Annotated in this window: 19 protein-coding genes; 6 read left to right on the top strand and 13 right to left on the bottom strand. The window is 44.4% G+C overall.

Going from position 1 to position 25,359, the window contains the following annotated elements; translation table 11 throughout:
• The 11 genes from mads8 to KO512_RS19440 all read right to left on the bottom strand — a co-directional run.
• The coding region (gene mads8 / locus KO512_RS19490; RefSeq protein WP_215953986.1) for a methylation-associated defense system ATP-binding protein MAD8 at window positions 1-4,188 on the bottom strand (4,188 nt) is incomplete at its 3' end.
• Complete coding sequence (gene mads7 / locus KO512_RS19485) at window positions 4,185-5,831, bottom strand: methylation-associated defense system protein MAD7 (protein WP_215953985.1); 1,647 nt, start codon at window positions 5,829-5,831, stop codon at window positions 4,185-4,187. The genes mads8 and mads7, both read right to left, overlap by 4 nt.
• Window positions 5,828-9,961 (bottom strand): methylation-associated defense system protein kinase MAD6, encoded by a 4,134-nt coding sequence (mads6, locus tag KO512_RS19480; protein ID WP_215953984.1) that lies wholly within the window; start codon window positions 9,959-9,961, stop codon window positions 5,828-5,830. Before mads6 ends, mads7 begins: the two co-directional genes overlap by 4 nt.
• A gap of 9 nt (window positions 9,962-9,970) precedes the next feature.
• Window positions 9,971-11,386 carry a methylation-associated defense system restriction endonuclease subunit S MAD5 gene (mads5, locus tag KO512_RS19475; protein ID WP_215953983.1) on the bottom strand — a complete coding sequence of 472 codons (1,416 nt, stop codon included), beginning with the start codon at window positions 11,384-11,386 and terminating at the stop codon, window positions 9,971-9,973.
• Window positions 11,383-12,039 carry a methylation-associated defense system protein MAD4 gene (gene mads4 / locus KO512_RS19470; protein ID WP_215953982.1) on the bottom strand — a complete coding sequence of 219 codons (657 nt, stop codon included), beginning with the start codon at window positions 12,037-12,039 and terminating at the stop codon, window positions 11,383-11,385. Before mads4 ends, mads5 begins: the two co-directional genes overlap by 4 nt.
• 2 nt (window positions 12,040-12,041) lie before the next feature.
• Window positions 12,042-13,337, bottom strand: a complete 1,296-nt coding sequence (gene mads3, locus KO512_RS19465; protein WP_215953981.1) for a methylation-associated defense system AAA family ATPase MAD3 — start codon at window positions 13,335-13,337, stop codon at window positions 12,042-12,044.
• On the bottom strand, window positions 13,334-15,388 hold the full coding sequence (mads2, locus tag KO512_RS19460) for a methylation-associated defense system DNA methyltransferase MAD2 (protein ID WP_215953980.1): 2,055 nt from the start codon (window positions 15,386-15,388) through the stop codon (window positions 13,334-13,336). The genes mads3 and mads2 overlap by 4 nt, the downstream gene beginning before the upstream one ends.
• A complete protein-coding gene (locus KO512_RS19455; RefSeq protein WP_041588353.1) occupies window positions 15,388-15,615 on the bottom strand; it encodes a helix-turn-helix domain-containing protein in 228 nt (75 codons plus the stop codon). Before KO512_RS19455 ends, mads2 begins: the two co-directional genes overlap by 1 nt.
• Window positions 15,616-15,762: 147 nt before the next feature.
• The gene (locus KO512_RS19450) at window positions 15,763-16,686 is read right to left on the bottom strand and encodes a WYL domain-containing protein (protein ID WP_215953979.1); all 924 of its coding nucleotides are present in this window, start codon (window positions 16,684-16,686) and stop codon (window positions 15,763-15,765) included.
• Window positions 16,687-17,004: 318 nt separating this feature from the next.
• A complete protein-coding gene (locus KO512_RS19445) occupies window positions 17,005-17,304 on the bottom strand; it encodes a hypothetical protein (protein WP_055064050.1) in 300 nt (99 codons plus the stop codon).
• A 73-nt stretch (window positions 17,305-17,377) separates the two neighbouring features.
• Window positions 17,378-18,286, bottom strand: a complete 909-nt coding sequence (locus tag KO512_RS19440) for a 3'-5' exonuclease (protein WP_215953978.1) — start codon at window positions 18,284-18,286, stop codon at window positions 17,378-17,380.
• A 636-nt stretch (window positions 18,287-18,922) separates the two neighbouring features.
• Here KO512_RS19440 and umuD point away from each other — a divergent pair.
• From umuD to KO512_RS19425, 3 genes are all read left to right on the top strand, one after another.
• Window positions 18,923-19,372, top strand: a complete 450-nt coding sequence (gene umuD, locus KO512_RS19435) for a translesion error-prone DNA polymerase V autoproteolytic subunit (RefSeq protein WP_215953977.1) — start codon at window positions 18,923-18,925, stop codon at window positions 19,370-19,372.
• A 7-nt stretch (window positions 19,373-19,379) separates the two neighbouring features.
• Window positions 19,380-20,648, top strand: a complete 1,269-nt coding sequence (umuC, locus tag KO512_RS19430) for a translesion error-prone DNA polymerase V subunit UmuC (protein WP_215953976.1) — start codon at window positions 19,380-19,382, stop codon at window positions 20,646-20,648.
• A gap of 272 nt (window positions 20,649-20,920) precedes the next feature.
• Window positions 20,921-21,595 (top strand): hypothetical protein, encoded by a 675-nt coding sequence (locus KO512_RS19425; RefSeq protein ID WP_215953975.1) that lies wholly within the window; start codon window positions 20,921-20,923, stop codon window positions 21,593-21,595.
• 42 nt (window positions 21,596-21,637) lie between these two features.
• On the opposite strand, the gene mobI is transcribed toward KO512_RS19425, so the two are convergent.
• Window positions 21,638-22,081: a conjugative transfer protein MobI(A/C) gene (gene mobI / locus KO512_RS19420; protein ID WP_215953974.1), complete on the bottom strand. Its 444-nt coding sequence runs from the start codon at window positions 22,079-22,081 to the stop codon at window positions 21,638-21,640.
• A 464-nt stretch (window positions 22,082-22,545) separates the two neighbouring features.
• On the opposite strand from mobI, the gene KO512_RS19415 reads away from it, so the two are divergent.
• From KO512_RS19415 to KO512_RS19405, 3 genes are read left to right on the top strand one after another with little or no spacing between them, the layout of a single operon-like run.
• Entirely contained in the window at window positions 22,546-23,520 is a 975-nt protein-coding gene (locus KO512_RS19415; protein WP_215953973.1) for a ParM/StbA family protein, read from the top strand.
• Between the two features lie 2 nt (window positions 23,521-23,522).
• Window positions 23,523-23,792, top strand: coding sequence for a hypothetical protein (locus KO512_RS19410; protein WP_040523228.1), 270 nt, complete (start codon window positions 23,523-23,525; stop codon window positions 23,790-23,792).
• A gap of 1 nt (window position 23,793) precedes the next feature.
• Entirely contained in the window at window positions 23,794-25,035 is a 1,242-nt protein-coding gene (locus KO512_RS19405; RefSeq protein WP_215953972.1) for a tyrosine-type recombinase/integrase, read from the top strand.
• A 16-nt stretch (window positions 25,036-25,051) separates the two neighbouring features.
• On the opposite strand, the gene KO512_RS19400 is transcribed toward KO512_RS19405, so the two are convergent.
• On the bottom strand, window positions 25,052-25,246 hold the full coding sequence (locus KO512_RS19400; RefSeq protein WP_000127614.1) for a helix-turn-helix transcriptional regulator: 195 nt from the start codon (window positions 25,244-25,246) through the stop codon (window positions 25,052-25,054).
• Window positions 25,247-25,359 lie beyond the last annotated feature (113 nt).

Raw genomic sequence — 25,359 nt, 5'->3', positions numbered from 1 at the left:
TGGCTCTGGCTCTGGCTCTACAGTATTAGTTATTGCAGGAGCTGGATTACCAACAGGTTTTACTTCTTCAACGCCCTGATTAATCGACGGTGAAATAGTAGCTGGCTCATCATCATTAAAAGGCAGTACTTTAATCGTTTCATCATTCGAAGTATCTGGCCGCTCAGGTAAAGTGATCGCAGCTTGAGATACTAATTCAGCCCAAGATACGGTTCTATCTCGCTCTTTATGTAAGAATTCGGCCGAAGTTAACTTAGGCAGCGTTAGCTCAAGTGAATCCAACGTTCCTTCACTGTGTTCATTATCCTCAGGCACTTTAGCGGAGAGCAATTCGTCAATATGGTTTCGCCCAACACGATGAAACTCGATACCAACTTCTTTTTCAACGCCGGAACTATTTTGACCAAAATCGAAAATAACAGCACTTCGGGTAATTGAAAGCTTGTACCCTTCCTCCAAAGTTCGAAGCAAAAATTTTGCTTCCTCGACAATCTCAGAACTCAATAAACCAAAACGCTCAGATCGTTTAAGGTAATGTTCAAGAAGGACACAGAGCTTTTGAGTTTTAACCAGGCGATCAGGTCTATCCGGTGTTGTACGCGTCAAATCAAAATGACGCTGAATAACACGTTCAGATTCGGAGATTTGCTCAGCAATGCTCTTTTTTAAGCTTTCGTACTTCGTCATATCGCCGACTTCTGAGTAACATTTAACTTCGACTAAATTACAACGAATTGTGCGCGATGAAGCATCCAAATCGAACAATGCTAAATCTGTTCTTTTAAAGCTAATGTCTGCACCTAATTCACCATCGGCCTTTTGTAGTTCAGAATAAAGCTCAAGATGAGCATCTAAAGGAACTATGATCTGGTCCTTAAACACTCCTTGATACTCAAGATAAAGTTTGGATAAGGCCAACCCTAAGGCTTCCGACTTTGAAGCGCTATTTGAGGCTAGTTTTAGCGCTAATCTACCTGACAACGCTCTAAGCGAATCTAAAACCCGCGTTGCTTTATCTACATCAGGAACAATTTGATGCTGTTCTAATGTTCCTCTCAATAAGGCTTCTATTTCTGTAGTAGACCGTGAAGTAATAACAAAATTGTGTGTATTTGAAGAAGCCATTTCAGGGCTATGATCAATCAGATAATCTGGACGACCATCTTTACCACCGTGATCAAAAAATTCAATGCCCAAATTTCTATCCACAGTGAATACCCAGTCACTGACTTCGTGTAATTGATTTAACAAAGCTCTTTCAGCGCTATCAAGAGCCAACCTGACTACTGGTACCTGTTCTAAAGAAAAATTGCCCGTCGCCAATGATGCGGTTATTGCCGACATCATTTTTGGCAGTTTTGCTATAGCCTCCGATACCTGGCCGCCAAAAAGCATTTTTGCAGCACCATGTCTCGTGTGGCGATCCCAGGCAACAACCCCATTCTCATCGAAGTAATCAATGCAATAGTCCTGATACAACCCATATATAGGCGCAACTTGTTCATCAGCCTGCGGTTTTACTACCGATAACTCTTGTGCAGGGAACACATCGAATAACATGCTTAGATGAGACTGAAATTCATCAGGCGACTGCTCAAACTCAGAGCTCGCTCTGAGAGAAATACTTAATTTCGGTTGCAAGTGATTTTCTGCTGAATGAAATAGCTGGTTTTCATTCTCACTATCTTCGCCACTATTTATGAGCTTAAATAAATCAGCGCCTACTTCTGTCGCATATGGGTCAGCTACGAATAGACGAATATCAAAACTAATATGCTTTAGCTCCGGCTTCTTTCTCAAAGCCAACAACATACCCGCTACGGCTCCCGCAGAACCCGCGTTAAACACATTGATTGATAAACAGTTCACATAGGGATGTTGTATCAGATATCTTTCGACTTTTGCGGCAAGAAAGGTACTACTTTGCTTACCAACTTGCTGGTAATCATTTTTAATACCAAATGCAGTTTTAATTTTATCAATGAGTGCTTGTGGCTCTTTTTCTTGTGCAGACGACAGAATACTCCAAAATGGATGAATACTATCAAGTGCGACCATCAACTGGCCTTGTGAGTCTGGCAGTACGTAAGGAAAATTGGTTAACGCGAGTTCTTCTAATAAACTGTTTTTAGTTCCTACCGCAATTTCCTTACCAACCTTCTCACTCTGTCTTGCCCAAGCTTCCGCAAGAGAAGCCCATCCACCTAGCCATAAAGCCCTCAGTGGATGTGTAGGCCCCAGTAACATGGCTTTTTTATAGCTGCCGTCATAATTCCATATCACGATTGAAAGTGAATCCAAGCGAAGTAACGCGGCTAATTCAGTCGAATACTCATGTCCATTTTCAGTTTCCTGAAATACCGCTGCTAGGTATTCTAGATAACTGCTGGAATACAGGTAGGCCTCATGTGATGAAGACACATGATCATGAGCGACTGAAACTAGCTCTTTCTCATCTTGATGTATAAGTTTAAAGTACGTTTCACGCGCCACTTTAAACTTTTCAAACTGGCTTTCTACACCCTTTATTGGCCAATCTACAGCATCGGCACCAGACTCACTTGCTTCTTGATTGCGAATTTCTACACGCCAAGTCAAAGCTGCCATTGGGTTAGCTAGAATTTTTTGCTCAAAGTTTTTTAAGTAAGTGGTAACGGGAATTTGAATACCACTTCCTTTCTTGAATTTCACATTGACGATCGACTCAGCCTTACTCTTACTATCCTGCCAAGTCGTTTCCATTACTTCAGCATTGCCAAATTTCTCAGTATCGATGACGTTGGCAAATTCAGCTTTAATCTTCGCATGAGCTAATGACGCCTCTCTGACTTTTCGCCCCTCAATTGGCTCAACCTCTGCATCTGCTGCTGGCAACACATAAAACAGATCACTTTCATTAATTCGTGAGCCAGCTTCCTCCGCATTGGACGTACCCCACGGTATTGGACACTGTTTGTCATCAACCAAAGGTAATAATTCATCGTTTTCATCAAACGCTTGAATTCGAATGTAATGCCAACCTTCTTCCCATTCGATTCCAGTCAACTTGTTAAACGTGATTGTAACTGTGGATTTTGATGTAGCTTTACCTACCTTAATTAACCCAACAAAATCACCTTGTTGAGTAAACACCTGTGCTTTATATTTCGCTAAACCATTAACTTCACTAGGCTTTGGTGAAACAGAAAAAGTCACAGAAAACTTTTTCAACCCACCTTGGCCAGTAGTTAATACTTGTTGGCCAATCAATTGTTGCAAGTTTGGGTCTGTTTCATCATCAGGAATAAGTGGCAAACCAACCTCAGTCACCGTTAAACAAACTGCATCAGTGGCATCTTCCTCATACTGAAAGCGCCATTTATCAAAAGTAAGAGCCCAGTTGCTGCTATCCACCACTAATTGCTTGCGCCAACTGATATCGAGTAGATTTTCCTGATCATTTAAAAAGAGCGCTAATCTCTTGTTAAAATCTTCACCTTCTAGTTGCAGGTCATAAACGGTCGCAATCGCTGATTTCTCAGAGCGGTTTATAATTTGTACACACTCGCGATTTTTAACTAATTTGCGGACCAACATGGAATGATCTAGATGCAAATCCAGATCAGGAATCAACCCCAGCTCGTAAAGAGCAGCACCAGCAACACTTGGATCAAAGCCATTAACCTTAATTGTTAGTGCGTATCGCAACCATTGATAAGCACTGAGTTTTAGCGCCGCCTTTTCTTGAAGAATAAAGTAAACTTCGTCTAACAACCGCTTAATCGGATCAGGAGATTCAGCTTTTACCTGATTAAACGCCAACCAATAAGCATCTGAAATATCAATTTGTTCAAAGGTCGCTGCACCAAAAGAGTCTTCAGAGGACGTTTTTAATTCATTGGGTACAAAAATCAGTAATGGCTGACGAAGCTGGCCGTGTTCATCAGGGTTTCGCAGTTCAACAAGCTTGGTACTGGTAACCGAAAAATTACGCGTCGCTTTCATTGCCAATACGGCAACTTGGGCATACTCAACAACCCCAGATACGACTTCACTAAGCTGATACATTAGCTCAGTTTCTAAATCAGATACCTTCATGCAGTGGCCCGCACCGCGAGTTTCTAGTAACATCTTAAACTTAGGCACAAGGACACTGATTAAGCTGCCGTCAATATCTGACTTAATAACGGTTTGAATTCCCTTAATCATGCGCTATGTCCTTTCATACTCTCATTTTGCTTACTATTTATCTGATATCTTGGAGTAACCGTTTGTGTTACATACGCATCAGAAAGATCGCGATAAAAACCAATTTCTCGTAACCGGCGCTTAAAACCAGATAAGTTATCTCTAAGCGCTTTATTCACATCAATTGATGACTCACAGAAAGCATCTGTGTCGGGTAACGAATCAATAAAAATGCCATATCGGTCTTTTAAGAAAGTTAACAGTTCATCAACTCTTAACTCCTTAGTGTGAAAACCTAATTCACCACCTTTGGTGAGTACCGCCAGCTGTAACAACACTTCTAGCAGTCGTCCATCAACGCTAAATCGACGTCCACCAGTACTACCACTTTGTTGTTCCAACAAAGCACCAGGTTTATTTTTGAGCATAAAACTATCTAGGTTTTTGACTAAACCAGAACGGATTGCATTACCTTGCACAAACAACAAAATTTCAATATAGGTTTCATACTCAGGTAAGCCAAGTTGGGTAATAGCATGAATTTCAGGCGGAATGTCTTCTGATTCATGAGCAGATGACACTGACGCATCTAAAATTCCAGCATTACGCTGACCAAAAAACTGCTCGCGCTCTTGCTCTAACGGCGACTCCAGCAGTGTAAACAAATCAGGCACTGACATTTGTTTTATCGATTTTGCCCCCGATAATTTACCTTTTTTCGAAAGATACTCTGCAAACTCATCGAGTTTTTTAACGCCGAAATAGGCTTTAATAAAAGCAGGAATACGCTTGTAGTGTAACGTCGCACTTTGCTCAGCCATCGATTCACTCAAGCCATTAGCACCATTTGTCATGTCCACATAGAGCGCCGTCTTTTGTTTACTACTCTCGTGGAGATTACGGCCCTTACTCTTAGCCAAAGCCGGTAGCAACTTGAACAAGTTCAATTGGTATAGCGCCAAATGAAAAGCTAATAATATCTTTATGTACTCAACCATAACTGATCGGGGAATATACTGGCGATACGTCAGTAACTTAATGATATCTTCAGCTAGAATATCCGCAGCCTGTTGATTAAGCGGCGCAAAACGTTCTTGTAAGTCAGCATGATCCGGCGCGTCTGACTTCACTTGATCAGACAGTCTTAAAATTGCCTGTGTTTCAACATCTACTTGCGACGAACTATCATACTGACCTGTCGTAGAATCGACACCAGCAAAGAAAAACTGTTTGAGTCGGTTAATCGCAGTCTGACCATTATTGGCATGGTAAAGCAACTCATATACTTGCTTAGAGGCACCATAATCTCGGCAATTTTTAGGATTTCGAAACAAATAAGTATTACCGTGAAGTGGTCTCGGCGCAGCAACCGCTTCGTTAGCTTTGCCACGATTAATTAAGTCCACCAAGTGGGTTTCAATCCACTTTTCAATAGTAATAGGGGCTTGAGAAAAGTTTTTAAAATGCTTTCCGTTACGAGAGTCTAGAAACTCGTCCTTAAACAACTCAACCGTCATACCTTTAGCACTTAGTTTACTGGATGCTCCATTGTGCTTTAGCCGAGCGAATAGATGAGTTAAGACCCTGTCCATTTCGACAATTTTGTAATCAAGATAGCTCACTTTATTGGTGCGAAAAGCCTTATCTTTTTTGCCTAACTTCATGGCTGAACCTCCGCTACCAATCGTTCTAACTGCAACACACCACCTTCGTCTCGGGTTATTTTTTCATACTGTTGGCCGTTGGTAGTTAGCAAAACCTCTTGATAAGGTGCTGAAGCCAGTACGTTCTTGAATACGGTTAAACTTAAATAAAAACTCTGCTCCGCTTGAGCCGAAGGCACATAGCCTTGGTTAAGGCGATGCAACATTTCAAACAAGTCCAAATCTAATTCCAACTCTGCGGTAAGGCCGGTTGCATCTTGGTACTTAAGCAATAGTGACTGCGGGCTATGTTCCACAAATGATGAGTTCATCGCTGAGTCTTTCACTTCAATGGAGAAAACATCCGATGGGAATAAGCGATAACTTCTAATAGTACCTAAGTGTACCTTACGCACTTGCATCGCCAGTTGACCATTAAAATACATCGGGTTATGCAAACCTTCACCGCGGTTAATTGCATTAATGGCAAGCGATTTCGCTTCATTCAGTAATGCACTGTCTTCGAGGTAACGTACTAATAACTTCGCTGAACGATAAGGCAGTAATGTTTGCCAGTTTTCTCCACGACGCTCAAAGTAGGCCTTTCTGCGTAACATCCCAACCACATTACGATGAGTTAGATAGCGTTCCTTACTCTCACTTAGTGCTGTGCCATTTGGTAAGCTCTGATGAGCATTGGCCAACAGTTGGGTTTCGTGTTCACTACGCTGCTCGAACTGCAACCAATCAACAGCATCTAAACCTAAAAAGTCCAGTCCTCGATCTAAGCGCACGTCAGACCCTTGAGCAATATCGGTTTCTCTTAGCAGCTTTAACAATCTATCTTGCGTATTGTCGTTACCGCACCAAGCGTTAAAGTAATAACCGTGAAGAATTTTTTCGGCTTCGCCATTGGCATAGATTTCTTTAATTTCGTTACAGGAGTATTCACCGACTAGCGTATAACTCAGTGCCGAGCGCAAATCACGCATCGTGATATGTAGCTGATTGCGTAAACTGGTCAGTTTGTAAATATACTTCAAACGCTCGATGACTTTAGAGCCGGTTTGCTCATCCTGAAAGGTAGCAATATTGTGCTTAACGTAGCATTTGTCTTTTAGCGCACAATAATCACAGCCTTGCCAAACTTTAGCCGACGTCATTTTTCCGATGATTCGCTCGAAAATAGACTCAGGTTGACTTTGCGTCGAAGCCAGCACATCACGCATATTTAGGTTTACTACCGCCACGTCACTTTGCACTGAGCCATATTTTAAACTTTGTTCAACTACAGCTTTTAGAGCGGAAAAACCTTCCGAGTGTTGGCTTAAAAAGTCGACCAAACGGCCTTCGTTAATAGCAATTAAACGAGCCTCGTGGTGTGGCCATGTATTTGAATCGTCACCTTGATAGACGCTAAAGAACTCTTCTAGTACCGCATCATTATCTTTGCTACCTTCGTCTTGACTACCATCGTAGTTAGTTAGGTACTTATGGCCATTTATTTCAAACCAGCTGCCATTCCCTTGTGGGTTTAAATGAACGCTCGTTCCTTGCGCCTCAACCTGAGACTCCAATTGTTGCAAAAATGCAGTTTTACCATCACCGGCATTACCGGTAATTAGTACCAAGCGCAGTTGCCCAGCCAGAATTGCAGGAGCAAGCTCGGTATCCAAGGCGGTTTCTACGTAAATTAACTTTGCGTAATCATCTAAGCCACGGGTGCCCGCATTTGAATGACGACTTTGGCTATACAGCGTCAGCATAAAATCATGAAACGCAGATTTACTTGGGTTAGAGCCGTCGGCAAGTGGCGGCAAATGAAACTGCGAAGTACTTTCTTCCGATAAAGTTTGCGCCTTTTTCAACTGCTGCACTTTATTCAGTGCTTTGAGCAATTGCTCGGCGGACTCAAAACGGTCAACTCGTTTAGGGGCGATCAGTTTTAGCAGGACCGCCGAAACATCATCAGTTAAATTAAAGCTCTGGGTAAACTCACTAGGGTGACGAGCTAACTCGTCCATAGGTGGGCACTGCACATTGGCCCATGGGTATTCGCCGGTCATAGCTCGATACAGGGTAATGCCCAAGGCATATAAATCCCTGTCTATTAAATCAGAGGCTTGCGGTGTTTCGGTAATGCTTAAATCAGGTGGTAAATACTTTCGTGAACCGCCCCCTAAGGTTAGATCTTCAGCATCTACCGATACATTAAAATCGATGATACGAACTTTACCGTCTTTCCAAATCAGGTTTTGTGGCTTGATGTCACAGTGGAAAATATTGTGCTCGTGTAAATGCTGTAAACCTTCCGCTACCTGCTTAGCCATGGTCCACACTTCGTGTGCCGTTAATGAGCGTTGCTGGATCAGCTCACTCACATCTAGCCCTTCAAGGTACTCAAAAACAATATAAGGCGGGCCTTGGTTAGGTAATACGTCTGCATCGTACACCTTTACCACATAGGGGTGCTCTGGCAGTTTTACCAAGGTGCGGTATTCCTGCTTTAAACGCTCTAATACCGATTCTCTATCATTCAAAATTAGCTTCACCGCACGCGAAACATCACCAAAAGTATCGGTTACCTTATACACAATACCAAAACCGCCAGGTTTACCCAGCGGTTGCTGCACGACGTATTTATTGGTTAGCTGGTAGCCACTCGGTAAGCGCTTGTAATTGACTGAAGGCTCATGGGCATTTAACGATTTAACACTCAGTTGTTCGGGTTTATTAGGCTCAATAGTTTCTACTGCTGCTTTGGGTTGCCAGAGTGCATTAAACTGTGCATGCGCATCTTCTGGGCTTGGCCGTTGCAGTGCCTCTTTGTGACATAAGGTTTGTAGCCAATCATCAAACTCTGCTGGTAGCTGTTTATATCGCTCACTCAACTTTGTACTGAGCAGACACGATTTCTCGATAGCTTGAGTAACTGAATCAAAGGCCGCGTCACCACTAAACAGCTCAAAAATAACCAGACCTAAACTGTACATATCCGAGGCGCAACTGGCTGCATGGTTATCAGCCCAGAGTTCGGGGGCTTTATAACGGCTAGAAATTCTCTCCTGTACTTCGTCGGCAATGGTGGTGGTGCTTTCAACCCCTATCCGAGCGTAGTCAAAATCAATCAGCCTTGGCTGACCATCGGCCCCCATTAAGATATGCTCAGGGGTAATATTGCGATGGACTACGCCATTGCGGCATAAATGCGCTAACGCCAACAACAAATCATTAACGATGCGCTTTTTCTGATCCAATGTGAGCAGCGAGTTTGCGTCTTTAAGCTTTTTGCTAAGGATTTCGCCAGGAATATCATCGGTTAATAACAAGTATTTATCTTGCGCTTCGGTAACAAAGAAGTCTTTCACACCAATGATGGCAGAATGCGAGGGCATTTTTGCAATGGCACGATAAGCATTTTCAATCAGGCGCTTTTGCTTGCTGCGTTCTTCATCTGGCAGGTAAGGGTCGGCTTTATAGGCTTTAGCCAGCACAGTACCGCCTTTGCGGCCAGCAGTAATGTTAAATACACGGTATTCCGTAAAGTACTGATTATCGGTCAAGGTTTCAGCCACTTCCCAGTTACCAAAACGTACACCATGGCTGCGCTTTTTCGCCGATTTCCCCAAGGCCTCTGCGATAATCTGAATGTACTTAGTCACATTGCGCTCAAAGCGCTCTGGAATACGGGCACTGTCGGTGAAGAAACGAGTGCTGTTTTTTAGAGCCACTACATGGCCGCGCTCGCGATCTTCTTGGTCCTTGAACTCGCAATCATCTATGGTGAGCACCACCGCAGTATCCACATAGATGTTTTTTAAATCTCTATTTGCGCGATTCTGCTTACAAATGAGGCCCGATAACGACTTTGCATTGCCGCGTAATTTAGGTAGCGGTGAACGATAGCTGTTGTGGGCGGTGTGCCACATGGTGCCATCCACCTCAACTTTTCCGTGGATGCCCTTGGCATCCACCAAGTAAATAGCATGGGGCGCTACAACACAGATATCCACTTCAAACAGCTGGTCATACTGTTCAACTTCAAAGCTATGAATAATAAAGTAATCGTCTGGTAACTTTTCTTTTAACCAAGCGATGGCTTTACGCTCTTCATCGTTAACCACATCACCAATTGCAAATACCTGTGCCATAACCTCTCCTTAATGCTTTGGTGCTGCTGCTTCTATTGCGTCTTCAACCATTTTTACAGCTTCTTTCTCTAGCTGTTGGGCTTCAGCGGCCAGTCGACCAGCTTGACGAACCATTTCTCCGATTCGGGCTTCATCGTCTTCGCTCATTCTAGGTAGCTTTATGGCTAGAATGTCATTTATAGACAGAAATGGAACTGAGCTACCTGCTGCACCACGAATTAACTGACGATAACCAACATCTGTGCAACATAAAAATGCATAAAGATAACCAGCGTCGACGCTTTGATTTGTCGTCCTCAACTTTAGAACGTGAGGCGATACACAAGCTCCATCAAATCTTGAATCTGCCCAAACTCCCGTACCAATAATCCCACCAACTTGCCCGCTTCTTGCGATTAACAAATCTTCTTCTCGAGTCTGCCACACCTCATCACCTTTCAGTGACTTTCTAAGCAAAAAGCGCTCAGGTGTAACATCAGCTCTGAATATCTCTCCACTTGTAAAGAAAGGAACGCCGTAGTCTTCACCGGTGAAAATTTGCTTCATCCTATTGCCTTCTAATGCTCGGATACCTAGCTCTGCAAGATTGTTTTCAGCTCCAGCTTTTTCGATCAGTTCATCACTGAATTGAGCAATTTGATCGTGATAAGTTGCATCCATACGTTTTTGTACTAACGATGATGATGCTGCTGAATGAGTAAAGATACGGTGTGAAATAGCAAGCTTCTCCGGAAATGAAAATTTTGCGTTTACCATTTTCCCCGCTTTATCTAACAATTCTTCGCTATCACTTCTATACTCTGAAGCTTTATCTACCTTCTCGTGAATCTCATTTTCTAGCGATTTAGCAAATCTAGGAATTGGAAGATTAGCGATATGCTCCGGCTCAATGTGGGGAATAATTGCCCCGTATGTACTGGATGTAATTATTGGAACACCAAACTTGCTTGCTAAAAATGCATAGGTATAACCACTTTGGACTTTATCTGTGTCACATACTACCTTAAGCATATCTTGGCATGACCAAGTACCATCCATTGTTCTGCGCGTGTAAACCATACGGCCAATGGTTCCAGAGCATGAAATCATCGTCATGCCTTTTTTCAGCTCCAAATAGGATAGTTTCTTTGAATATGCATCTTCTTTCTTTAGCAAAGATACTCTATTCATTCTCGCCTGAATCATGCTACTCGTTGTTAAGAATTTAACCCCATACTCTTCGTGCTGAACATAATTACGTTTAAATACTGGGCCATTGTAGATCCCACCTTTATAACCAGCAGTGAGCTCTCCCAAGTGATCGCATTCTGAATCCAAATCACGTAGAGCTTGCTTCGCCTCTAGAGCACCAGTGGCATATGGAGCACAATCTAAACGCAATCCGGTTTCTTGAAACCAAGTGCTAAGCACCTTTTTAATAATCATGCGTAACCCCTCGGATACCAAGCCTGAATCTGGTGCAATAAGCCATTAAACGACTCATCTTCACAACCTCTAAAAGACACATCTTTGGCAATGCGCTTAAACAGCTGAGAGTGGGTCTTTTTCCGCCCCCAGTTTTGGCCTCTTACCGCATCAATTGCTGCTTTAGGATCGGCAGGTTTAAGTTCATCCGCATCCCAAAGGTTTCTTTCTTGCAACCAAGCTCTCAGGCTGCCACTAGCACCTGGATAATCAAATACTGACTCAATTCGTCGGGTATCCGCTTGCCACATCAATACTTCCAGCTCAGGGTTGATTGCCATGACAAAAAAGCGCTCGTCAGGCCAACCTGCGGCACGCATATTGGCTTTAATCTTTTCACAGAACTGCTGGTAATCCATTGTTTGTAGGTTGTCATTAAACGCAAAGTCGACCATAACAACCGCGTAGTTATGGGTATCAACATAGCTTTTCAGCAGGTTATGACCATCCTGATAAACACCCGGATCTTTTCTTGGGTGTTTGATTAAATCTTGCTTGGTGTCGAATTCAAATCTGGCGCATTGCAGTCGTGCATCAAACGCCGGATTTTCGAAAAAGCCTTCTACCGTGGCTTGCATTTCACCGTCGGCTACTAAAAAAACAATATCTCTCATGATTATTCCAACACTCCGGCCGCAAATAGGGTTCCTAAATCCACTTCGCCCTTCCATGTTTTTAGGCGGGGGTGTTCATGGCCTTTTAATACTTCTGTTGCGCCGTCTTGGTTAAAGCGCATGGTAATGATTTGCTCGACTTCGGTATTGGCGAGCACAACGGGCGAGTGCGTTGATAGCCACAGTTGCGTATCAGAGGTGAGCTTTAACGCTTCTAACACCGCATCGATTGCCTTAGGATGAATACCGTTCTCAGGCTCCTCCAAGGTGATGATCTTAGGTGCATTTTGCAAATACGGAATAATTGTCAACGCTAAGATATGCAGAGTTCCGTGCGACAAGCCGCTCGAAGGCACTACCATACCGTTGCTATAGGTTACTTCTAGGTAACAAAAGCTATCATCGATACGCTGCTTGGCTTCAATTTTGGCAATAGAAGGCAGCGCCATTTGCACCAACTCTAGCCATTCATTTAAGCCTTCGGGATCGCGATGCTGCAAGGCATGCACTTGCCAAGGTAAACTACTCCCGTCCGCTTTAAAGGCGTGCTTATCTCTTGGCGATGCAGCTAATCGCATTGCAGGCCATTGTGGCTCGTAGCAATGTGAGCCTTGTATAAGAAACTCTTGTAGCCATAGCGCTGCGGGGTATAAATCATGATCAGCAGGTAGCGCGGCTAGGGCTAATTGGCTATCTCGTAGGCCAAATTCAAGGATGGATGATTTTCCAGCTTGATACTCTGCCTGGTATTTAACCTTGGTACCTAAACTGCGCGATAACACCTTAAACCAAGGCGCACTGCGCCTGAAATCATCTACGCCAATAAGACCCATGCCATGCTCTGGGCGCAACTCATTATTTGGAAAAAGCGTTAAGTGCTCTTCTGTAACTTGAAATTTATCCTGGTTTATTCTGAACGATATTTCGTATCGCGCAGTATCGGGTCTTAATTCAATCTTCTGGAATTTTTTCAGCCAAGCATCGCTAGCGCCCCTTAACAACTCTTCAATAATTGAAGGAGGCAAGCGCACTTCCAGTGCCAAAATAAAGTACTCGCCTCGAAGCTGATGAACAACTTCTTTGGCTGCGTCTGCGCGAGCGCGTTCTCTGCCATTGGTGGGTTTAAAGAACGCATCGTTTATATCCGATACGCTCAATAAATCACCAAACAAAGCTGGGATATCCAGTAGCGTTGTTTTACCTGAACCATTAGAGCCTGCAAAGACATGCTGCTGCTCTAAGGCGAGATCCAGCGTATTAAAGCAGCGGTATTTATAGGCCTCTATCCTTGAGATCATACCGATGGCTCCGGGTTGTTCGCGCGAAACTCTTTCCAGGCTTTAGCGATTTTTGGCAGGTCGTCATCCAATATTTTGCTTCGACGCTTCAGCTTACGCACCACATTTTGGCCGTTAATGCGAATACGTTCTTCAACTTCTTCTTCGATAACTTTCTCTTCGCCGTCTGGGTGTCGCTCATACAGCGTATTACCACGACGATCGAAGCCTACTTTTTCTGCAACCGCCATAAATACTGGGTATTCGGGCTCTCCACCGATGGCAATGGCATCTTTTTCAGTATCGGTTTTCTTTTTCAAGAACAGCAGGCTAGTTAAGATGTTTACGTTAGCTTCAACGATAAATGACTCAACAGGTAAGTCGACACAACCAAGCACCCAGCACTCTTGCATTAACCACCAGCGAATATACTCATCACCTGGGTTACCTAGAATGCCGTCAGGCAACACGATCCCCATACGACCACCTTGCTTAAGCCATTGCACGCAACGTTCAATAAACAAAATCTCGGGCGAAACTGCATCTTTACGGCGCTCTGTTTTTCTAAAGCCACCGTTTTCAGTGCGCTCCCAAATGTACGCTAGATCAAACTGCTCAAGAATTTGTTTATCGGTAACTGGGATATCTGAACCAAACGGCGGGTTAGTTAAGATGACATCAATACTGCCGTCTTTACCGCTTGAATCGCCAACTGGAATTTTACTTTTGGCTGGTTCTACACCTTTCAAATGCCCGTGAGGGTATTCCAATGAATTCATGTGATAAATGTTAGCCATGGCATTACTTGCCATTACCACATTCATTTGCGATGCACGGCACAAGAAGGGGTCAAAGTCACAACCAAACAGATTATTTTCGGCAAACTTTTTAATTTGTTGCTGAATAGAGATGAATTCTTCTGTGGTTTCAGCCCCTAATTTGACTTCTTCCTCTTCACAAAGCTTTCTGTTAATGAAGCTTAAAGTTTGCTCAAGAAAACCACCTGTGCCACATGACGGGTCCAATACTTTTTCGTGTGGTTGTGGTGCCATCATTTCCACAATCAGTTTGATTGCACCCCGAGGCGTAAAGTATTGACCACGATCACCACGTAGGTTGTCGCCAACCACTTCCTGATAGGCAGCACCTTTGGCATCCATTTCAGTACGGGTAAAATCGTACTTAGCAAGTTCAGATACCATGAATGCCAAAGCCCGATCTGACAAAGTAATTTCTTCATTGCCTGTAAAAATTTCTGGGTAGGCTTTTTTCACCTTTTCAAATAGTGGGTTGATGCGCGTTCTGATTTTCTTGCGGCCTTCGTCGTCAAACTGCTCCGTTGGCGATGCCCAAAATTCGCGATCTCGATTGCCGATGCGCTCATCGTACATTTTAGAGAAGATAAGGTATAAAAACTGCCAGAATGCCGCATCTTTAGGCATACCTTCGTTACCATGAATAAAGTTATGACAACGACGGAATGCAGTGAGCAGCATCTCACGGTCAGCGGTTCTTAGTTGCGCATTTGATGCAACATCTCGACTCCCCAGAGTCTCATCTGCTAATGGCCAATCACCAACTGCGTTGAACTTGGTATCGAAACGTGACTCTTCTTTTTCAACAAAGAAAAATTCGATGCCGTTGGTCCATAAACCCCACTGGCACTTTTCTAGCACGTACTTATCGCCAACCTGTTCACGCATCATATCTTCCATCAACTGAAGATCTTTATGCGCCTGGTCGTGATCACGCATTTTTACTGCGGATTTTTTGCCTTTTTTCGGCTCTTTATCACAGATAACAATACGGCGGATATTCTCAGGAATATGATCAGCACCATGCTCGAAAATGGCGATATCAATTTTCTTCTGTTTGCCATCAATTTTAACTTTTACGTCAAGCTCCATATCTTCAGCACTGATGCCGTATTCATGGAACAAGGCGCGTAAGGTTTTTTGACGAACCAATTCTTTAGGCGTTTCTTTTATTGGATTATTAGTTAAGTAATCCAGCGTCATGCCGTCTTCGATGGCGAGTACTTCTGATGGCTTTTTATCGTTGGCTGTTGTCATTACTTGTTCTCATTAAATTCGGTTTCTGCTGGCGATTTTTGTAATAGATCTTGGATTTCACAATCAAACAAATCACACAGCTTATCGAGCGCCTCCAAGTCCACCTTGAGCGCGGTTTCTTTGTAAAGTAGCGTGACTGTTGTGCGGCTTAGGCCGGTTTCTCGCATCACGTCGCTAATGCGCATTTTTCTCTCACCCATTAATCGGGCTAGGTGGCAGCGGATCATGCTCTCTCCACGGTGTTTTCTTAACCATAAACTTGGGGTTTTATCACTGTGCACAACCTACCACAACTGTGATTTTTCTCAATTTATTTGAGTTAAAATCAAATAATTTAACTTTTTAAACAATAATCTTCATGTTTACTGGTTCGATTAACTTGTTCTGCCCGGTGCAATGCTTAAGTTTGTGACACCATAAAGTGCTTGGCTGTTACGCAACCAAAGCTGATACTCAAAGCCCATTAATGAGTGTTCCGTAGAACAATCAACATGCCATTGGCGAAGCAAATAGCCAGCGGTTGCCGCTCTGATCTCGACCTTCATCACGCCACCCGTCATGCCATAATCCAGTTCAATCGCTTCGCTATGCTCTATGAGCGGGTGCGGCACTAACTCAAGCTCTACAAATCGATTCCATTGCCGATCCTGGGTTTCTAGTTCAGCTTCAGACAACGTAGAGTCTTCAAGCACAATCGCTGCTTTAATTCGGGTCAGCACAAAGTCACGGAACTCACCATGCTTGCGGTCGAAACCACGAACATGCCAACGCAGGCCATTGTCCACCAGCGTATGCGGCACAATTTCGCGCGTTGTTTCACCACTCGATAACGACACATAGGTGATACTCAAGGCTTTGCCTTTGTGAATGGCCTCGGTGACTTTCGCTACTATCGATAAACTCGGCTTGTTAAGGTGATAAGGCGCTTCACAAGCCAGTGGTGGTTTTACCTTTCCAGTAAAGCCATCTCCGTACCCTTGGCTAATGGTTGCCAGTGTTCTCACAACGTCATAGTCGAACAAAGGTTCAAATGCTTCACCACGCTTATGCAACTTGAGCTTTTGGTCATACTCAATGTTGCCTGGTGCAAGCTCTCGGTACATTGTGAAGTCTTTCGTTGCTTGTGCAGCAGCTATGCTGAAGCGATCGACTAAATCCGCCCGTACAGCTTCGCCCTTAAATAATAAGGTGAAATCGATGTGTGCAATGCGATCCCTGGTTGCTTGTGGCAACTGCGCTATCTGCGAGAGCTTATCTGACTTCGCCACTACCGTTTGTTTCAGACCATCATTTGTCATGCGTCTTGTTTATCCAATTCAACCAGTTTTTTAAAAATTCTGTTTATAAAGTAAGGACCGACATCGCGTAATCACATTGAAAAGCATCACTCAATGCTGCTCTTCATCCGCAATGACTTAGCAATCTCTACCGGTTGAAGCTGGACAGATGGTCATAAAACACTGAATAGGCTTCAACCTAATTAATTTTATTAGGTGTCATCCTATCACAAGTTATTTTGTAGGGAAGAGTAAGCGGCAACTTTTTGATCTGGATTGCAATTGCCGCTCAGGTATCGGTGTGAAGACCTTGTTTGGTGCCATCGATGATAGCCGCTATCAATGCGCTACCAGAACCAGTGGCACCACGATGTTACCGCGATGAGATACCCCTTTGTCCGACCCTGTAGACATCAGGGCTCGTTGCTCACTCTCCCGAATGCGCCTGGCAACTTCTGCCTGAGCTGGTAGCAATGGCAGCATCCCTTCAGCAATCGCGTCCGGTGCAGACTCTTGGCCACAGGACATCAAGTGCTTCCATGGATCTTTAAGAAAGCGCTCGAACGTGATGCCAAATTCAATGATGCGGGCAGAGACGAAGATTTCGCCCCAGTATTCAATGTAGGTGTCTTGGTACATGGAAAGATTCCTCTTGTTAGTTAAACCATGAGTTCACTTTCCATTTTCCAGAGGTTTTCAAATATGCAAGGGGCTATGACAAAGCCTTAAATCGATTGCAGGCATCTTTGTAGTCATAGTGGGCATGTTCTGAGCCACGATGATACAAATCATCCAGGTAAGTTTGTTCCTGCGGCAACTCGTCTTCGCTGATTTCGCGCCACCAATGTTTGTTGGCACCTTTAACACCGTCATGCCAGCGGTAACCGCGCTCTTTTAAATAGTCCTTTACGTCAAACGGCGCACCAAACGCACGAACTAACACAGTTCGCCTGTCTGCTTCAGACAACAAGTTTGCAACGGACTCGGGCAACAAATGAAACAACCAGGCCATCGCCAAACAATCGGTTGCAGCTCGGTGTCCTTCATAAAACCAACCTAAGCGAAGCAGCAGGTACTCAAGCTTTCGACTTTCAAAACCCAGCGCCTTCCAATCTATGCCACTGGCTGAACAGGCCCAAGATAGATGGCCTAATGCAGCAAACCGCTTTTCAAAGAAAGGACGATCAAACTGTGCATTGTGTGCAACCACCAGCGGATCATCGGATAACCAACTCGCTACCAGTGAATCATCAATGCGCTGGCCTCGCACCATGTCATCGGTGATACCGGTTAACTCGGTAATCAGCTCGGGGATTGGCTTGCCGGGATCTTCATACAGGCTGATCACATCAACAATCGACACAATCCGCTTAGCCGAGGGACTGTAAAGCACCTTAACCATACCAAGCTCAATAATGGACTCGTCATCGGCAGACAGTCCGGTTGTCTCTGTATCGAGCAGCACCATTGGCTGTTCATCACCGACCACAGGAGATAGTTCAAGTGGCCAGGACTGCGGCTCACGCGTTAATGGAATACGCTCCAGCAATCTAAAATCTTCTAGTCTGTCTGGGATATCCCCGAGGCGCTCTAGCGGAAATAGCGCAGGGGCTCTTGTCATTGATGGTTCCTCTTCAATTCTATTGTTCGCTTTAGGTGATTTCACTGTGCCACAGGTTTTTCTAAATGCACCTTGGATACCTCAGCGTTTTTTTAATCTTTCTACTGGGTGAACCCATGTATGAAGGCTTTGACTAAACCTTTCAGAAAGCCTTAGCTAAACCGTTTAGGTAACCCTTACCAATACCCTTTACGTATGGCTTAGCCAACCCCTTGTCAAACGGTTGCAAAAGGCTTGAACTGAGTTCGACTGAGCATTTTAATGATGCTCCTGACTTCGCTTTAAGCCAGTAAGTTCAATACGAAGCAGAATTTTACTAACTGTTTTCAAACCCTTTGCGAAGGGTTCAATAAGCCTTGTCTGACGGTTACTTGACCCATGCGTCAACCAGTAGCAGTAACAGGATCAGTAACAGAAACAGAAACAAGAGCAGTAGGCAGAAGCAGTATTGTCCAAGCCTTGCAGGCTTTGACGAGGGCGAGCAATCCCCACATCTAGCTTTTCAACACAAAAAAGAAATCACCCACGGCCAACGTCTTACTCAAACAACAACGGTTTACAATTTTACTTGTATAAATATACAGAGCATTAGATACTGTATAAATAAACAGTATTATTGTGATTTCGAGGTTCATCATGAATGTCTCGCTAATAGGCCGTAGCGGCGTACTTGCTTTCATCAAAGCAAAACGCTTTCGGATTCCATTATTCTTGGAACGTGTTTCCGCTGGATTCCCATCACCCGCCCAAGATTATGTAGAACAAACATTGGATCTCAACGAGCTGTGCATCAAACGACCTGCTGCAACGTTCTTTGTGCGTGTTGAAGGTGATTCAATGATTGATGCAGGGATTCACCCAAATGATATTCTGGTGGTTGATCGCTCTGTCCAAGCCGAACACGGTGACATTGTCATCGCCGGTATCCATGGTGAATTCACGGTAAAGGAGCTTCAGTTAAGGCCGTGCGTCAAGCTGATCCCAAGAAACCAGGCGTATGAGCCCATTCATATTCCTGAAGGGACAGAGTTAGAGATATTTGGTGTGGTCACCAATGTAGTGCGAAACATGCGCCGCAAGTCGTGACTGTCCCATGCCTGTATTTGCCTTAGTGGACTGCAACAACTTTTACGCCAGTTGTGAGAAGCTGTTTCGTCCTGATTTAAAAGATACGCCGATCGTTGTGTTGTCCAACAATGACGGCTGCGTGGTTGCACGGTCGCGTGAAGCAAAGTCACTCGGTATTAAAATGGGCGTACCGGTCTTTCAGATCAAAGCTGAAATGCAGCGCCATGGTATTTTGTCTTTTTCATCCAACTATGCGCTGTACGCAGATTTGAGCAGCCGAGTGATGCGCACTTTGGAAGAGATGGCACCACGAGTAGAGATTTACTCGATTGACGAAGCGTTTTTGGATTTAACCGGTATTGAGTCTGCCATACCCCTTGTCGAGTTCGGACAACAAATGCGAGAGCGCATAGGCCACTGGATTGGGATCTCCGTCTGTGTAGGCATTGCACCGACTAAAACACTCGCCAAACTGGCTAACCATGCCGCCAAAAAGTATTCAGCCACTCAGGGGGTTGTAGACCTGACCAATCCAGATCGGCAACGTCGATTGCTCGCATTAGTCCCGGTTGATGATGTTTGGGGCGTTGGTAGACGGCTTTCTAAGCGTTTAAATGCTTTGGGTATCACCACAGCCTTAGACCTGGCCAATGCCTCTCCTAGAGCCATCAGAGATCAGTTTTCAGTGGTTTTAGATAGAACCGTCAGAGAGCTCAATGGTGAGTCGTGCATTGAACTTGAAGAGATCCCGCCAACTAAGAAACAAATCGTTTGTAGCCGCTCATTTGGCGTAAAAGTAACGCAATTTGAATTGTTACGTGAGGCCGTATGTGAATACGCAACCCGCGCCACTGAGAAACTACGCAAAGAACAGCAGCAAGCCAAAGTGCTGACTGTGTTCATACGTACCAGCCCCTTTAAGGACAACGAGCCGCAATACAGCAACTCCGTATCGGGCGAGTTGTTGATACCCAGTTGTGATACGCGGGATTTTATCGAGCTGGCCCATCACTTACTCAAGCGGATTTGGAAAGATGGTTTTCGTTATGCCAAAGCGGGCATCATGCTGTCTGACTTTTACGATCCTGGCATGTTTCAACCAGGACTATTCGATGACGTATCGACCCGCTCCAATAGCCAACAGTTAATGTCTGTATTGGACACCATTAATCAAAGCGGTGCCGGAAAGGTTTTCTTTGCTGGACAAGGTACGAAGAAAGATTGGTCGATGAAGCGAGAGCATTTGTCTCCCGCTTATACAACACGCTGGGACCAGTTGCCGCGAGTGAAGTAGCACCGATTTCTGCTCCAGTACTCATACTGGGAAATACCTTTCGTGCATAAATATCGGATGCTAATTTTTCGATTTCATAAGGGTCATCCAAGATTAATTACTTGACATAACTCATCGCGTCAAGGCATCATTTAAATAGGTATTTTATGGATGCCGGCCCACCCCAAAGGCAAATCTCTTTAGAGAACCAACTATCCTTATTTAAACGTTTTTTTCAGCCATCGTATATGGTGAGGGGTGCACTTTAATCAGTGGCTATTGAGGAAAACGCCATGTTAGCTAAGAAACAAAATTTAATTGCACACGTAAAAAAAACAGCAAAAAAACTCCACAAAACTTCCCCCGAAAAATCACACAACCAGTGCTTGAATCAAACAGCCCTTGATTTGGGGTTTCGCGATTATCACGATTTACTTCAACAGAATAAAACTCAAGGCTCTGAACTCGAAGCTAATATTTGTCTGATTGACAAATATTCTGAAGTCATCAAGAAGGTGCTCGCTGACTGCATAGACAAAGAACAAAAAGATGAGCTAGTTCATGATTTTTGGGTATTGCTATCCACTACCATCAATGCTGACTCAAATTTAAAGCATGTTGAGCAATTGACAAGGTGGACAATTGATAAAGAAAAACTGAAACAATACGGATATTCTTGTCATGAAGATGAAAACAAACAGTATGAGGATTTAGGCTATATTTTAGTTGCCATTGGCCATTACTATAGATCTTTAATGGATAATTGTAGCTACCAAATCGGTGAGCACATTAACTTTAAAAGTTATTTCGGCTATTGGCTACGCGCTATGTACCCTAGCGCCCAAACTAGTTCAAAAATTTTAGAAACACTTAAGCAACTCTATCCAGAAAACGGGGACCAAGGGCTCTCAATTGGGGCCACAAGTTGGGCACCAAGGTGGTGGCTTCAGGAGCAAGGAAGAATTTAATTCCCTGTTATTTGCCGGGTTAGATATTCTAACCCGGCAAGCTCAATATGCATTAACCCTTCTACGCAGCATGTTGAGCTTATCAACTTGGCGTCGAATATCACTGAAGAAGGCTTCTTTCTCCATGGCCAACGCTAGCTCCCATTCTTTGGCCAAACCTTGGCAATCCAAAAATGAATATCTCAGCTTCGTCTTTGAAATACGCAGTCCCTTACTAAAGACTACGCGCTTGCCTCGTTGACCGTAAAAACTGTTAATGTACCACTCAATGCCAAAGCCATACTTAAAGTCTCTGATACGGACACCAAGCAGCCCCCAGTCTTTAAAGGACTCATTCTCACGAACCTTGTAATGGGTAACCCAAAAGTCATCAACTTCAGCTCGTGCCAGCGCTTTTAGCCTGTCCGTTTCTTGCTGAAGTAAATCTGAAACCTCTGCTTTCCATTGTTCACTGACGATTACTACCAAACCAATTTCCCCATCCAATTAACCCCAAAAGCCAAAACCACTATCCGTTTGGCTTTTGGATCGAAACGCCAAACGTAAAACTGCCGCAACAATCACTGTTTGGCGTCTCGATATAAATCAACGCGCTCAATCCCATACCTGACAAGGGATACAGGCCGATTTCACTTAAAAACGCCTAAAAAGACGTATCGCCATGAAGATACAAACCGTTTGGCGAGTTCAGGCCAGAATGCAAACGACGTTTGGCGTCTCGATTTTATTGGCTCAGTCATCCGCCGCCAAACAGAGCCTATTCTCATACTTTTGCAAAAATGCAATAGGCAGATAGATGAAAGGATTTGTCACCTTTCTGCCCACCACCAGTGCACCGAATCCTGATAATGACATTTGAGTGAACCGCCAGAGCACTTGGAAATGCCCAAGCGTGAACAGCGCGGTTGATTGAAAACCGTTAGAGCACTTTGAGTGCACAGGAGATAAGTATGTTTGTACTAGGCATAGATATCGGTTACTCAAACCTGAAGCTGGCAATTGGCCAATCAGGTAGTGAACCGAAAACCATTATTCTGCCTGCGGGGGCCGGGCCTGCGGATCGTATGCCGGAGCGTATTGGTGGAGGCGATGATGAAACTTGTTTGTATGTGTCTGTCGATAATGAGCGTTGGGCCGCTGGTGTGCCTGCTGGACGCCTTCAAGGCTGGGAACGAGAGCTTCACCCGGAATACCCCACCACAAAAACCTACAAAGCGCTTTTTCATGCCGCCTTGTTAATGGCTGAAACAGAATCCATCGATTTGGTTGTCACTGGATTACCGGTTTCCCAGTTTCATGAACCACAGCGTAAGTCTGACCTTGTGAAGCGTCTAAAAGGTATTCATCAAGTAACACCTAAGCGCAGCATCACCGTTCATGACGTCAAAGTGCTGCCGCAGCCTGCCGGTGCCTATATGGACCTGGTTCAAACAGGTGGTGATCTGGGCTTGATTGAAGAAGGTCGTGTCGTCGTCATAGACCCTGGCTTCTTTTCTGTTGATTGGGTTGCCCTTGAGGCCGGAGAAATTCGCTACAGCTCATCAGGAACCAGTCTTCAGGCAATGTCCGTGCTACTGGAAACCATTGATAGGCTGATTTCGGAAGATCATGGTGCCAAAGTGGGTATGGATCGACTTGAAAAAGCCATGAGAACCGGCGACTTGCAGGTACTGCTATTTGGAGAAAAAATCGATATTTCACCTTACCTGAATGCTGCCATGAAAAAGGTAGCGCCTGTTGCTCTTACAGCCATGCGCCAATCTATGCGCGACGAAAGCATTAATGCGGACTTGGTATTGATCGCCGGAGGTGGAGCCTTGGCTTATAAGGAAGCGGCCAAGGAGATTTTTTCACGAAGCAAGATCATCGTGCCTGAGCAGTCTGTTTTGGCGAACGTCCGAGGCTTCTGGTTTTATGGGGCCTGATCATGAGAGTTGTCGTCAACATTCCCCCAGGGAGCCACCCAGAACTACTCAAAGAATTGGAAAAGACGCCACCACGGGAACGTGCTGAGCGTCTGCGGATGCTGGCCACCTTTGGGTTAATTCACATGAGCCAACCCAATCTATCAACGACATCTGCACCCGTGGATGGCCATGCACCAGATGGTGAAGTGACTTCTATGAGTACAGCGCCAGAACCCAAAGCAGAATCACGTAAACAATCATTAAAATCAAAACTAGGGCTGGGCTTATAACATGGCGTTATCAGTTAGCTGGCTCGATGCCAGGTTAAATAAAGAAGCAAAAGAAACCGTAGTAAAAGCCGACCGAGATGGGCTAAGTGCTCGGGTATCGCCCAAGGGCAAAATTGTTTTTCAGTTTCGTTATCGGTTCGATGGCAAACAACAGCGGGTAGACATAGGTACTTACCCACTTATGAAGCTTGCTGAAGCCAGGAATGAGCTAGATAGGTTAAGGGCAGTACTTGATCAAGGTAGAAACCCCAAGCTTTACCTACAGCAGGAACGGGCCAAGTATTCTGCCAATCAAAGCTTCGAATCGATTTTTCGAGACTGGATAGACTCTGCCGGTAAGCAAGGGCTAAAGGAGAAAACTTGGCACTACCAAAAACGCAGCAGTGAAATATATTTGCTATCCCGACTTGGCAAGTATCCATTAACTGACATCAATGAATTGTCCTTACGAAACTGTCTTCGTGAGGTTTCGGAGTCGTCCCCCTCAAACACAGAACGCCTAGTGTCTGTGCTGCATAAGTTCTATGACTGGCTGATCGATGAACAAATCTTGGAAATTAACGCTGCCGCGGGGATCACAGCAAAGAAAGTCGGCGGCAAGAAAGGCAAACGAACTCGGGTGCTAAATGACAACGAAATCAGGATACTTTGGCGCTATTTACACGAGTCAAAAATAACTGAGAAGAATCGCATCTACATAAAATTGCTTCTGTTATTGGGAGGCCGTAAGGGAGAACTCATTCAAGCTGAAAAGCATCACTTTGACTTGCAATCTGCAATGTGGACAGTGCCCATAGAGATCCGCAAACAAGGTGAGAAAATTGGAGCGCCGATCATGCGGCCATTGATTAAGCCAGCTATTGAGCTGATTGAACTGGCGATGCAGATGAGCAAATCAACCTACTTGTTTCCCGCGAACGGACAAGAAGAGCTTGCCACAAATGGCTTTGATACCACTATTCCTAACAATGTGAAAATCTGGGCTTGCAGATCGCTTGGTGTTGAGATGGAACATTGGTCTATGCATGATCTTCGCAGAACGATGCGAACGCGAATGTCAGCCATCACCACGCAAGAAGTTGCCGAGTTGATGATTGGCCACAGCAAAAAAGGGTTGGATGCTATCTACAACCAATATCAGTACCTGGATGAAATGCGTCATGCTTACGACGTTTGGTATCAACAACTAGAAACCATCATTGAGCCGACAGGCTTTCCATTCAACTGGCGTTTCGGACAATAAAATAAAAGAAAGAGGCTCAGTCCTCTTTCTTCTCATACTCCTCCAAATCTTCAATGTGCCACAGCTTGTTTCGTGTATTTCGGTTGATACGAGGTTGCGGCAAGCTGCCATCTTTTATTCTTCGCCAGAGCGTCGTATAGCTAATGTGGTAACGAGCCATCACTTCGTAAGACGTTAGAAAAGGGGTTACCTGGTGCGCTACTGCTGTCATCTGCATTCTCCTGAAAATCAATGTAAAGCTATCATCAGGCGTGCAGATAGCACTCTTTATACTGCAGGACGCAATCTGATTATCCGTGGATAAGTGAGATGGTTAGATAAATC

The organism is Amphritea atlantica (genome assembly GCF_018860855.1).
Lineage (GTDB): Bacteria > Pseudomonadota > Gammaproteobacteria > Pseudomonadales > Balneatricaceae > Amphritea > Amphritea atlantica_A.
Note: the sequence above shows the minus strand (reverse complement) of the source record. Positions and strands in the feature narration are given on the sequence as shown.